General features: G+C 68.5%; 9 protein-coding genes and 1 pseudogene. 5 read left to right on the top strand and 5 right to left on the bottom strand.

Annotated elements, in window-relative coordinates; genetic code table 11:
* Positions 1-460: pseudogene (locus B4L26_RS07360) on the bottom strand (NAD-dependent malic enzyme); the annotation flags it as partial.
* A 100-nt stretch (positions 461-560) separates the two neighbouring features.
* Entirely contained in the window at positions 561-1,019 is a 459-nt protein-coding gene (locus B4L26_RS07355; RefSeq protein ID WP_290717570.1) for a M15 family metallopeptidase, read from the bottom strand.
* An 82-nt stretch (positions 1,020-1,101) separates the two neighbouring features.
* Between B4L26_RS07355 and B4L26_RS07350 the strand changes: the two genes are divergently transcribed.
* On the top strand, positions 1,102-2,331 hold the full coding sequence (locus B4L26_RS07350; protein WP_299490466.1) for an MFS transporter: 1,230 nt from the start codon (positions 1,102-1,104) through the stop codon (positions 2,329-2,331).
* Positions 2,332-2,340: 9 nt separating this feature from the next.
* Positions 2,341-3,366 (top strand): UDP-glucose 4-epimerase GalE, encoded by a 1,026-nt coding sequence (galE, locus tag B4L26_RS07345; protein WP_290717566.1) that lies wholly within the window; start codon positions 2,341-2,343, stop codon positions 3,364-3,366.
* Between the two features lie 42 nt (positions 3,367-3,408).
* Here the strand turns inward: galE and rfbB are convergent, their stop codons facing one another.
* Positions 3,409-4,410 carry a dTDP-glucose 4,6-dehydratase gene (gene rfbB, locus B4L26_RS07340; protein WP_290717564.1) on the bottom strand — a complete coding sequence of 334 codons (1,002 nt, stop codon included), beginning with the start codon at positions 4,408-4,410 and terminating at the stop codon, positions 3,409-3,411.
* A 64-nt stretch (positions 4,411-4,474) separates the two neighbouring features.
* Here rfbB and rfbA point away from each other — a divergent pair, with 64 nt between their 5' ends.
* The 3 genes from rfbA to B4L26_RS07325 all read left to right on the top strand — a co-directional run bounded on the left by rfbA (position 4,475) and on the right by B4L26_RS07325 (position 7,006).
* The gene (gene rfbA, locus B4L26_RS07335) at positions 4,475-5,350 is read left to right on the top strand and encodes a glucose-1-phosphate thymidylyltransferase RfbA (protein WP_290717562.1); all 876 of its coding nucleotides are present in this window, start codon (positions 4,475-4,477) and stop codon (positions 5,348-5,350) included.
* A gap of 4 nt (positions 5,351-5,354) precedes the next feature.
* Positions 5,355-5,978: a dTDP-4-dehydrorhamnose 3,5-epimerase family protein gene (locus tag B4L26_RS07330; protein WP_290717560.1), complete on the top strand. Its 624-nt coding sequence runs from the start codon at positions 5,355-5,357 to the stop codon at positions 5,976-5,978.
* A 107-nt stretch (positions 5,979-6,085) separates the two neighbouring features.
* Positions 6,086-7,006 (top strand): hypothetical protein, encoded by a 921-nt coding sequence (locus B4L26_RS07325; protein ID WP_290717558.1) that lies wholly within the window; start codon positions 6,086-6,088, stop codon positions 7,004-7,006.
* Here B4L26_RS07325 and B4L26_RS07320 read toward each other — a convergent pair.
* Together B4L26_RS07320 and B4L26_RS07315 are read right to left on the bottom strand one after the other, a co-directional pair.
* The gene (locus B4L26_RS07320) at positions 6,984-8,360 is read right to left on the bottom strand and encodes a M1 family metallopeptidase (protein WP_290717556.1); all 1,377 of its coding nucleotides are present in this window, start codon (positions 8,358-8,360) and stop codon (positions 6,984-6,986) included. The genes B4L26_RS07325 and B4L26_RS07320 overlap by 23 nt on opposite strands.
* A gap of 101 nt (positions 8,361-8,461) precedes the next feature.
* Positions 8,462-11,896, bottom strand: a 3,435-nt coding sequence (locus tag B4L26_RS07315) for a Pls/PosA family non-ribosomal peptide synthetase (protein ID WP_290717554.1), incomplete at its 5' end; no start/stop codon positions are given.

Below are 11,896 nucleotides of genomic sequence, written 5' to 3'. Positions count from 1 at the left end.
AGTCCAGCGCCTCGATGACGCGACGCTCGATTTCGAAGCACCGCGGCGCCGAGATGTCTTCCAGATTCACCGCGCCGAAAGTCGGCCGCAGGCGGATCAGCGTCTCGACGATCTCGTCGGGATCGGTGGTGTCGAGCACGATGGGGATCGAGTTCAGCCCGGCGAAGCTGCGGAACAGTGCGGACTTGCCCTCCATTACCGGCAGCGACGCGCGCGGGCCGATGTCGCCGAGGCCCAACACGGCGGTGCCGTCGGAGACGACGACGACCAGGCGGTTGGTCCAGGTGTACTTGTCCACGAGCTCGGGCTGCGCGGCGATCGCGCGCGACACCTGCGCTACACCGGGGGTGTAGGCGATGGACAGGTCGCGCTGGGTCTCCAGCGGGGCTTGGAGCTCAACCGACAGCTTTCCGCCGATGTGGGAGAGGAAGATCTCCTCGTCGGTGATCGGGGTCGACATGACGTCTTTATCTGCGCTGGACACGAGTGTTGATCTTGCCACCCGGTGCGTTGCCTGGGCAAACAGGCCCTGCCGTCCGACGGCCCGCACGAGTCGCTGGTCAGCGATGTGCGGAATCGACGTACTTCGGCGGGCACGGGGTCCGCGGCACGGTCGCGACCTCGAAGTGCCACCACTCGTTGGCGTACGTGCGGCACAGGCCCCAGCGGGTCCCCTTGCGGGCGAGCCACTGTGCGCCCTCTTGAGGGCCGACGTCGATCGCGCGACCGGTGACGTGAGTCGACTCGGCTGGCGGCAGAACCCATCGGCGCGCGGCGGCCGGGCTGCCGTACGTCGCGATGCCGTCGCGCCACATGCTTTCCTGTTCGGCCCACGACCGCTTGCCCGAGGTGATCCACAGCGGCACGCCCTCGCGCTGCGCCTGTGCCTTGGCTTGGCGGTAGGCCGTGGCGAGCGCCGGTGTCAGGCCGGAGGTGGATGACGGAGCTGCCGCCGCCACAGGGACGGTGCGGTTCGGTGCGCCGATCGTGGCGCCGAGTACCGCAGTCGCGGCGGTCATAACGGCGACGGTGGCGGCTGAAGTTTTCCAACGGATCGGCACGGTGGCTCCTCGGGCAGGGGGTCGTCGCAGGATAGCTACCATGACCGCCATGACTCCACCGCGGACCGGCACCACCACCGTCGCGGCATCCACGTGGGTGCCGGTCGGCGGAGCGCTGTTCGTCAGTGCGTGGGGCGGCAACCAATTCACCCCGCTGCTGGTGATGTACAAGCAGGAAGGGCTGTCCGGCGTCACCGTCGACGCCCTGTTGTTCGTGTATGTCTTCGGGATCGCGCCGGCACTGTTGATCGGCGGACCAGCATCGGACCGGTGGGGGCGACGACCGTTGATGCTGCCCGCGCCGATCCTGGCCGGGTTGGGCTCGGTGGCGCTGGCGCTGGGCGCGGAGTCGGTGGTGTTGCTCAGCGTCGGCCGACTGCTCAGTGGGATAGCTCTGGGCCTGGCGATGGCCGTCGGCGGCAGCTGGGTCGCCGAACTCACGATCCGGTCCGGCACGCCGGCCGGGGTCGGGGCACGCCGCGCGACGATGTGCCTGACTGCCGGATTCGGTGTCGGCGCTGCCGTGGCCGGCGTGATGGCGCAATGGGGGCCGTGGCCCACCGTCGCTCCCTACGTCGTGACGGTGATCTTGGCCGCGGTGTCGGCTGTGGCGCTGTGGCCGGTGCCCGAGACCAGGTTCGCCGACCGCAAACAGCACGGCTCGTTGCTCGCCGACCTGCGTATCCCGTCGGCGTTCACAAGGCGCTTTCTCCTCGTCGTCGCGCCGGTGGCGCCGTGGGTGTTCGGCGCCTGCGCCATCGCCTATGCGATCCTGCCCGAGCGGTTATCCGGACAGACGTCGGTGCCGATCGCGTTTGCGGCCGCGTGCTGCCTCATCGGACTGACCGCCGGGTTCGCGATCCAATCGGTCGGGCGCCGGATCGACCGCCCCGGTACCGTGCGCGCAATGGTGGTGGCGTTGGCCGCGCTGGCGGCCGGACTCGTCATGGCGATCCTCGCCGATTCTTCGCACAGCGTCGCGGTCACTCTGCTCGCGGCCGCCGTCTTGGGCTGCGGGTACGGAATGGCGCTGATCGGCGGCCTGTTGGAGGTTCAGCGCATCGCCGGGCCCGACGACCTGGCCGGTCTTACCGCCGTCTACTACACGCTGACCTACATCGGATTCGCTTTCCCGGCGCTGCTGGCCTGGATCGCCCAGACCTTCCCCGATCTGGGCTACCGCGAGTTCTTCGGGTTCGGGCTGGTGATGATCGTCATCGCGCTGGCGCTGGTCCTCCTCGGCGGCCGCGCACGCCCGGTGAATCCGTAGACTCTCCCCATGCGTGTTCTTCTCACCGGCGGTGCCGGCTACATCGGTGCGCACACCGCCGTCGAGCTGATCGCCGCGGGCCACGAAGCGGTGATCTTCGACGACTTCTCCTGCTCGAGTCCGGTCGCCGTCGAGCGCATCAACGAGATCACCGGCACGACGGTGCCGTTCCGGACCATCGACGTCACCGACGCCGATGCGGTTCGCGCCGGGATCGTCGAGACCGGTCCGTTCGACGCGATCATTCACCTCGCGGCACGTAAGGCGATCGGCGAATCGGTCGCCAAGCCGCTGGAGTATTACGCCAACAATGTCGGCTCGACGATCGTCATGCTCGGCGCCATGGCCGAGCACGGTATCGACACATTCCTATTCTCTGGGACCGGTACGGTCTACACCCATCCTGAGGACCTCCCATTCGTGGAGTCCTCGCGCACCGGCGTCGATCTGCCCAACCCGTACAGCAAGTCGAAGAAAATGTGCGAGGAGGTCATGGTCGACTTCTCCCGCACCGCTCCGGAGAAGAAGCTGATCGGACTCCGGTACTTCAACCCGATCGGCGCGCACGAGAGCGGTCTGATCGGGGAGGATCCGCAGGGCATCCCGAACAACCTGATGCCCATCGTCGCGCGCGTCGCCGCCGGGATCCTGCCGCAGGTCAGCGTCTTCGGCCGCGACTACGACACCGACGACGGGACCGCGCTGCGCGACTACATCCACGTCGTCGACCTCGCCAAGGGACACCTGGCCGCGATCGAGCATGCCGAGCCGGGGATCGCCGTCTTCAACCTCGGTACCGGGCGGCCGACCAGTGTGCTGGAGCTGATCGATGCATTCGAAGTTGCTTCGGGCCGCCCGATCCCGACCGTCGACGCCCCGCGTCGGCCCGGTGATGCGCAGGCCACCTACTGCCTGCCGGACAAGGCGCAGGAGCAGTTGGGCTGGCGGGCGGAGTTCGACACCGCCCGGGCGTGCGCGGACTACTGGCGCTGGCAGGAGAGAAACCCCGCCGGATACCGGACCCACTCGGCGTAGAAACAGGACCCACTCGGCGGTGCGGGACGACCCACTCGGCGTCTAGAGGACCTTCTCGGTCTTCGCGTACCCGGCCTCCACGCCGGCCTTGCGGCCGCGCCACCAGGACTCGTTCTCGCGGTACCAGTCGATCGTCGCGGCCAGTCCGCTCGCGAAATCGGTGTAGCGCGGTCGCCACCCGAGTTCGGTGCGCAGCTTCGTCGAATCGATGGCGTATCGCCGGTCGTGCCCGGGTCGGTCGGTGACGAACACGAACGCGTCGCGCGGCTCGCCGAGCAGTTCCAGGATGGTCTCGACGACCGTTCGGTTGGACGTCTCGCCGTCGGCGCCGATCAAGTAGGTCTCGCCGATGCGGCCACGGTCGATGATCGCCCACACCGCGTCGTTGTGATCGTCGACGTGGATCCAGTCGCGCACGTTGCGCCCGTCGCCGTAGATGCGCGGGCGCACCCCGGTCAGCACGTTGGTGATCTGGCGTGGGATGAACTTCTCGACGTGCTGATGGGGCCCGTAGTTGTTGGAGCAGTTGGAGATCGTCGCGGCGATGTCGAACGAACGCACCCATGCCCGTACCAGCAGGTCTGAGCCGGCCTTGGTGGAGCTGTACGGACTCGACGGGTTGTACGGCGTGGACTCGGTGAACCGTGCCGGGTCGTTGAGTTCGAGATCGCCGTACACCTCGTCGGTCGAGACGTGATGAAATCGTTTGCCGTGGCGGCGGACGGCCTCTAACAGCGTGAACGTTCCAACGAGGTTGGTCGCGACGAACGGTGACGGATCGTTGAGGGAGTTGTCGTTGTGCGACTCGGCGGCGAAATGCACGACGAGGTCGGTCTGCCCGACGAGTCCGTCGACCAGCTCCTCGTCGGCGATATCCCCGACGACCAGTCGCACCCGGTCGGCGACGGGTTTCAGCGACTCTGGGTCGGCGGCGTAGGTGAGCTTGTCCAGGACGGTCAGTTCGACGTCGGGGCGGGTGGCCAGCGTGCGCAGGACGAAGTTCACCCCGATGAACCCGGCGCCGCCGGTGACCAGTACCCGCATGCTGCTCCCGCTCGAGTAGGCAGTGTTGCCGTCGACCAGTCTAGTGGGCCGATAGCCTGGGATGATGCGCGGAATCATCCTGGCCGGCGGCACCGGTACGCGACTGCACCCGATCACCCGGGGCGTCAGCAAGCAACTGGTTCCGGTCTACGACAAGCCGATGATCTACTACCCGTTGTCCACGCTGATGCTGGCGGGGATCACCGACATCCTGATCATCACCACTCGCGAGGACCGCGCGGCGTTCGAGAATCTGCTGGGCGACGGTTCGCAGTTCGGGATCTCGTTGAGCTATACGGTGCAGCCGCAGCCCGAGGGACTCGCGCAGGCATTCGTGCTGGGTGCCGATCACATCGGCAATGATTCGGCGGCACTCGTGCTGGGCGACAACATCTTCTACGGGCCGGGGTTGGGCAGCCGCCTCGCCGCGCACCGCGACGTCGTCGGCGGTGCCGTCTTCGCCTACTGGGTGGCCGACCCGGGTGCCTACGGCGTCATCGAGTTCGACGGCGAGGGCCGCGCGATCTCGCTGGAGGAGAAGCCGGCGCAGCCACGCTCGAACTTCGCCGTGCCGGGTCTCTACTTCTACGACAACGACGTCATCGAGATCGCGCGGTCGCTGCAGCCCAGTGCCCGCGGCGAATACGAGATCACCGACGTCAACCGGCATTACCTGGAGCGTGGCGCGCTCTCGGTGACGGTACTGCCGCGCGGGACGGCGTGGCTGGACACCGGCACCTTCGATTCGTTGCTGGATGCGGGCAACTTCGTGCGCACCGTCGAGCAGCGGCAGGGCCTCAAGATCGCGGCGCCCGAGGAGATCGCGTGGCGTCAGGGGTGGATCTCCGACGACGAGTTGGGCCAGCGGGCCGCGGCCCTCACCAAGTCCGGATATGGCGACTATCTGCTGAACCTGCTCAAACGTGGGAAGGGCTTCTAGGTCGATGGAGATCCGGGAACTGGCGATCAGTGGCGCATGGGTCTTCACACCCGTCCAGCACGGTGACGCGCGGGGGGTGTTCCTCGAGGCGTTTAAGGCGCCGATGCTGTCGCAGCTGATCGGCCACGACCTCGACGTCGCCCAGGTCAACGTGTCGGTCTCGTCGGCGGGCACCCTGCGAGGCATCCACTTCGCCGACGTGCCGCCCGGGCAGGCCAAGTACGTGACGTGCGTGGCGGGCGCAATTCTTGACGTCATCGTCGACATCCGCGTCGGTTCGCCGACGTTCGGTCGCTACGACGCGGTTCTCCTCGATGACACGGACCGTCGCGCGGTGTACCTGAGTGAGGGCCTGGGCCACGCGTTCTGCGCGCTGGCCGACGGGTCGACGGTGACCTATCTCTGCTCCTCCGGCTATAACCCGACTGCCGAGCACGGCGTGAACCCGTTGGACCCAGAGATCGGAATCGAGTGGCCGACGATCGCCCGCGACGGCTCGCCGCTGGTCTACGAGCTGTCCGGCAAGGACACCGCCGCGCCGGGTCTCGCCGAGGCCGCCGAGGCGGGCCTGCTGCCCGAGTACGACGCGGTGACGGCGTACCTGCGCGCCCGCACAGACTCGGACTGAATCCGACTTTTCGGACCTAGCGGCCATCGGGTGCGCCGGGTCGACTACGGCACTACATTTGGTCTCTTCGTGCGGCATCGGGCCCGCGTAGGAACAAGGGGATCGACATGACCGGTTCGAACCGCGCTAGGACACTGGGCGCACTCATCGTCGTCGGGATGGGAGTGGGTGCGGCGCTCACCGGTTGTGCGACCGACGACAGTGCAGCGCAGGAGCGGGCCTCGGCCAGTGCGGCCTCGGCGAGCGCTGAAGCGGCCCGCGCGACGGCCGCCGCGAACGCCAAGTTCGCCGCCGACTTCGTCGTCGCCGATCAGCAAATCGTCACCAAGAAGGGTCCGGCGCGAGTCGCGGCTTTTGACACCCGGGCCAAGCTGGTTTGTGCCGATTCGTCGATGGCGCAGAGGCTCAAGAAGTTCAAGGACGCAGGCAAGATCGAGACGATCAAATACCTTCCGGACAACGAGACGACTGTCCTCGCCACCCATAATTCAGTGGCAGACCCGAACAAGGTCGTCGTCGTCTTCCGCAACAACAACGCGGCGCAGCCGGCCGAGAAGCACCGGGCCATTCCGATCCAGATCGTTCTCGGTGAGCATGCGGGGAGCCCGTGTGTGAGTGAGTGGAAGTCGATGGGCGCGGGCAGCCCAGCGGAGTCGGGACTCACCGGGAAGGAGAAGTTCGCCGCCGAGTTCGTGACGACTTCACCCATCACGTTCGTGCCCCCGGGGAAGGCGCGGGCCGAGTCGTTCGCGAAGACCAAGGCGATGGTGTGTCCGGGATCGGCCATGGCCAAGAACGCGACGCAGATGCAGGGACAGCTCGATCAGTACAAGTACTCCCCGGGCTTCAAGATCAAGGTTCTCACTGCCTTCGCAGGCCAGAATCCGAGCAACGTGCTGGTCATCGCCGCGACCGCACCACTGGACGCTGACGCGGGCAAGGCGAAGGAGGGCGCCGCCTCGGTGTACCGCATCGAGGTCGGCGACAACGCCGGTGCGCCCTGTGTCAGTGCCCAGGAGGTCCTGTAGGCGGCAACGGAGGCAGTGTCGTCTCGTAAAGCCACGATTGCCATAGCTCGCCGAGCGGCTGCGCCGTGTGGTGGGACGCGAGCGCGATGAAGTCCTCGGTACCCACCGACCCGTAGCGGTACTTGTCGGTCCAGTGCCTCAGTAGTGCGAAGAAGGCGTCGTCGCCGATACGCAGGCGCAGCGCGTGCAGCGTCAGTGCGCCGCGTTTGTAGACCCAGTCGTCGAACATGGCGGCGGGCCCGGGGTCGGCCAGCGGGCGCGACATCGGCGTCGACCTCAACTTGTCGTAGTAGTGGTTCGCCCACTGATGCGCCGACTGGTCGCCGCTGCGCTCGCTCCACAGCCACTCGGCGTAACAGGCGAATCCCTCGTGCAGCCAGATATCGCGCCACCGCTTGAGCGTGACCGAGTTGCCGAACCACTGGTGGGCCAATTCGTGCGCGACGAGCCGTTGCGCGTCGCTGGTGGGGTCGCAGTGGTTGGCGCCGAACGTGGCGAAGCCCTGGGCCTCCAGTGGAATCTCCAGCGGATCGTCGGTGACGACGGCGGTGTAGCGGGGGAACGGGTAGGGCCCGAACATGTCGGTGAACGCGGCGAGCATCTCGACCTGCGGGCCGAAGCGGGCCCGCGCCGCGGCACGCAAGGCAGGCGGCGCCAGGAGGTCGACGGGAACCGGCTGCGTCGCCAGCACCGTCGTCTCGTAGCGCCCGATCTGTATCGAGGCTAGATAGGTCGCCATCGGCTCGGCCTGCTCGTAAACCCAGGTCGTTTGCCCGGCCTTGGTGCGCTTGGCAGTGAGTACGCCGTTGGCGAGGGCGTGAAACGGTGAGTCGGTGGAGATCGCGATGCGGTAGCTCGCCTTGGCCACCGGGTGGTCGTCGCAGGGGAACCACGACGGTGCGCCGTTGGGCTGGTTGGCGCACAACGAGCCCTCGGTGAGCTCCTCCCAGCCGACTTCGCCCCACGCGCCGCGGATGGGACGCGGGTTACCCGCGTAGCGCACGACGATCGACAGTGCCCCGCCCGCCGGGATCGGCCGGTTCAACGTGATCGCCAATTTGGCCCGACGGTGGGTGTAGCGCACCCGTTCGCCGTTCACCGTGACCCGCGCGACGGCCATCGTCGGGGCCAGATCCAGTTGGACCTGCTTCACGTGGCTGGTGGCGGTCGCGGTGATAGTGGCGACGCCGGTGAGGCGGTTGGGTGCGACGCGGTATCCGAGCTCCAAGTCATAGCGCGATACGCGGTACCCGAGATTGCCGCTCTCGGGCAGGTAGTCGTCGATGACGTCGACCGGGCTGCCCAGCACGGGGGACACGCGCCCCGACTGGGGACGGCCTGACTTCGGAGACAAGCGGTGCTCCTCGGTGCTGATCGTGGGTGACTGGGGGAGGCGACGGTGCGCCCAAGGTTACCCGGCGTTGTTCCCGCTCCCACGGGTCGCCGGTTCGGGCGTCAGTCCCACGGTGCGATGGGGTTGCCCTGCCAACGTGTGTGGGCGGGGACGGCGTCGCCGCGCATGACCAACGACGCCGGACCGACGGTTGCCGACATGCCGATGCGCGCGGCGGGCAGGGCCACACAGTGGGGTCCCAGCGTCGCACCCTCATCGAGTTCGACGGTGTCGATAGCCATCACCCGGTCATGGAACAGGTGTGTCTGCACCACACAGCCCCGCTGGACCGCGGCGCCGTCGGCCAGGGTCACCAGGTCGGCCTCGGGCAACCAGTACGTTTCGCACCAGACGCCGCGGCCGATGTGGGCACCGAGGAGCCGCAACCACAGTGTGAGGACCGGCGTGCCGGTCGCGGCGTTGGCGAACCATGGTGCCGCGACCGTCTCGACGAAGGCATCGGACAACTCGTTGCGCCATACGAACGGGCTCCACAGCGGGTGCTCGGAGACCCGGATGCGGCCCACGACGAGCCATTTGGCCGCAGCCGCTATACAGCAGGCGGCGGCGCCGGCGACGAGCAGCAGCAGCCCGCTGCATGCTGCTGCGACGGCCACCCCGGCGTGGACGGCCAAGTACTGCACGCCGAGCAGGACGAAGACACCGATCCCGAACGACACCATCACCGGTACGAGGCGCAGGGTCTCGATGAGTGCCCGGGCCACGCGCAGGCGCGGTGGCGGCGCGAAGGTGCGGGACGCGTCGGTATCAGCAGCCACGCGCCGCAACCGGACCGGTGGGCTGCCCAGCCAGCTCGACCCCGCCTTCGCCTTGCCGGGTGCGGCCGACAAGACGGCGACCAGTCCGTTCTTGGGCACGCGACGTCCGGGCCCGGTGATCCCGGAGTTCCCCAGGAAGGCGTGCTTGCCGACGCGAGCCTCGTCGATGTGCAACCAGCCGCCGCCCAACTCGTAGGAGGCGACCATGGTGTCGTCGGCGAGGAAGGCGCCGTCGTCGATAGTCGTGAACTTCGGCAGCACCAGGGCGGTCGAGATCTCGGTGTTGCGCCCGACCTTCGCGCCCAGGATGCGGAACCACAGCGGAGTCAGCAGCGAGGCGTAGAGGGGGAAGAGGTAGGTGCGTGCCGCATCGAGGACCCGTTCGGTGAGCCACACCTGCCAGCCGATCCGCGAACGCACCGGGTGGTAGCCGGCGGTGATGCCGATCGAGAGTAGGCGCACGAATACGACGGTGATGACTGCATAGGTCAACAGGCTCACCAGCGTGGCGGCCGGGATGAGCGCAGCCGCCCGGACGGCGACGTCGTACAACCGTCCACAGGAGGCCACGCAGGTGGCAAGCAGAGCGAGGCCGGCGCCGAGTGAGACAAGGGGGATCGACGCGAGCACCAGCGCAGAGATGCCGTAGACCACCGCCCAGCGTGTGCGGCGCAAAGGGCGCTCCGCCGGCCAGTCCGGCCGGGCCTTGCCGACCTTCGCCGCAGGGGAACCGGCCCACTGCTCGCGAGCCCGGACCCGGCCGCGCACCCCCGAACCCGGTTCGACGATGGCGTCGCGCCCGATGACCGCCCCCGGGAAGAGCGTCGACCTGGAGCCGACCGTCGCCCCGGGTTTGACCACGATCGCGCCGATCTGCACGATGTCGCCGTCTATCCACCACCCGGCGAGATCGACCTCCGGCTCCACCGACGCCCCGTCGCCGAGCGCCAGCAATCCGGTTACCGGCGGCAGCGAGTGCAGGTCGACGCCGCGGCCGATCTCGGCGCCCAACGCGCGGGCGAAGGCGATGATCCAGGGCGCGCCGGAGATATTCGACGCGCCGCTGGATTCGACGAGGCGTTCGGCACACCAGAGCCGCAGGTGGACGCTGCCGCCGCGCGGGTAGTCGCCCGGCCCAACACCGCGCAGCAGCAGGCGCACGAACACTGCCGCGTAGGTCATTCGGCCCAGCGGGGTGATGAAGACGGCAAAGGCGACGAGCACGATCCACCAGTCGAGCCGGACCAACCAGTCGATGTCGGGGCGCAGCCAGGCGCCGACGTTGTTGGCGACGGCCGACCAGGTCACCCACTGCAGGCCCGTCAGTGTGGCCAGCGGAAGGCTGGCGGCTGCCTGGATCCAGCCGGTCCGCCGCGGCGTCGGCGTGACGGACCGTTCCACCACCCCGGCCGACGGGTCCCAGGAGTCGAGGAGTTGTGCGAGCCGTCCCAGCCGCGGATTGTCGTAGAGGTCGCCGACGGTGATGCTCGGGTACCGCTCGCGTAACGAGGAGACCAGCTGGGCCGCGGCGAGCGAGCCGCCGCCTTCGGCGAAGAAGTCGGCGTCGGGGCTTCTCACCGTCGTACCGAGGACCGAGGTCCAGGTGTCGGCCAACCATTGCTCGGTATCGGTGAGGTCGGCGGCGTCCCCGTCGTCGGCATCGGTTCCAGGCAGCGGCCACGGCAGCGCGTCGCGGTCCACCTTGCCCGATACCCGCGTGGGCAGTTCGTCGACCAGCGCCAGCCGCGGGACCAATGCGGCCGGGAGCTGCTGGGCCAGGGCGGCGTGGGCGTCGGCCAGGTCGAACTCGGGATCGGCGGAAGCGAGATAGCCGACGAGGAGCGGGTTGCCCGCCGCGCTGGTGCGCACGGCTGCGGCACCGGCCGAGACGCCGGGCAGGTTCTGCAGTGCGGTGTCGATCTCGCCGAGTTCGATGCGCCGGCCACCGACCTTCACCTGGTCGTCGGCGCGACCGGCGAAGACCAGTCCCTCGGGGTCGAGCCGGACCAGGTCGCCGCTGCGATAGGCGCGCTTCCACCCGAGGGTGGGCATCGGCGCGTACTTCTGGGCGTCCTTCTCCGGGTCCAGGTAGCGCGCCAACCCGACGCCGCCGATCACGAGTTGCCCGGTCTCGCCCCAGCCGACCTCGGCCTCGTTCTCGTCGACGACGGCGAGATCCCAGCCGTCCAGCGGCAAACCGATGCGCACGGGCGGAGTGCCGTCCAGCCGTGCCGCACAGGCGACGACGGTCGCCTCGGTGGGACCGTAGGTGTTCCAGACCTCACGGGTCGGGCCGTCGGCGTCGTCGTTGGGGGCGGACAGGCGCGCGGCCAGTTCGGGTGGGCAGGCCTCGCCGCCGAAGATCAACAGGCGGACCGATTCCAGCGCCTGCGGAGGCCACAGCGCAGCGAGGGTGGGCACCGTCGAGATGACGGTGATGGCTCGGCGCACCAGCCACGGGCCCAGGTCCATGCCGCTGCGTACGAGGTCGCGGGGGGCCGGTACCAGGGCCGCGCCGTGGCGCCACGCCAACCACATCTCCTCACACGAGGCGTCGAAGGCCACCGATAAGCCGGCCAGGACGCGGTCGCCCGGGCCCAGCGGGTCGTCGGGGAGGAAAAGGCGGGCCTCGGCGTCGACGAAGGCGGCCGCGTTGCGGTTGGTGACCGCCACGCCCTTGGGGGTGCCGGTGGAGCCGGAGGTGAAGATGATCCACGC

It is taken from the genome of Gordonia sp. UBA7599 (assembly GCA_002477755.1).
In the GTDB taxonomy this organism is placed as follows: Bacteria; Actinomycetota; Actinomycetes; order Mycobacteriales; family Mycobacteriaceae; genus Gordonia.
This window is presented reverse-complemented; position numbering and strand designations above follow the sequence as displayed.

Coding starts and splice junctions, on each gene's coding strand:
- B4L26_RS07355 (WP_290717570.1), bottom strand. CDS start 1,019: ATGACCGCCGCGACTGCGGTACTCGGCGCCACGATCGGCGCACCGAAC.
- B4L26_RS07350 (WP_299490466.1), top strand. CDS start 1,102: ATGACCGCCATGACTCCACCGCGGACCGGCACCACCACCGTCGCGGCA.
- galE (WP_290717566.1), top strand. CDS start 2,341: ATGCGTGTTCTTCTCACCGGCGGTGCCGGCTACATCGGTGCGCACACC.
- rfbB (WP_290717564.1), bottom strand. CDS start 4,410: ATGCGGGTACTGGTCACCGGCGGCGCCGGGTTCATCGGGGTGAACTTC.
- rfbA (WP_290717562.1), top strand. CDS start 4,475: ATGCGCGGAATCATCCTGGCCGGCGGCACCGGTACGCGACTGCACCCG.
- B4L26_RS07330 (WP_290717560.1), top strand. CDS start 5,355: ATGGAGATCCGGGAACTGGCGATCAGTGGCGCATGGGTCTTCACACCC.
- B4L26_RS07325 (WP_290717558.1), top strand. CDS start 6,086: ATGACCGGTTCGAACCGCGCTAGGACACTGGGCGCACTCATCGTCGTC.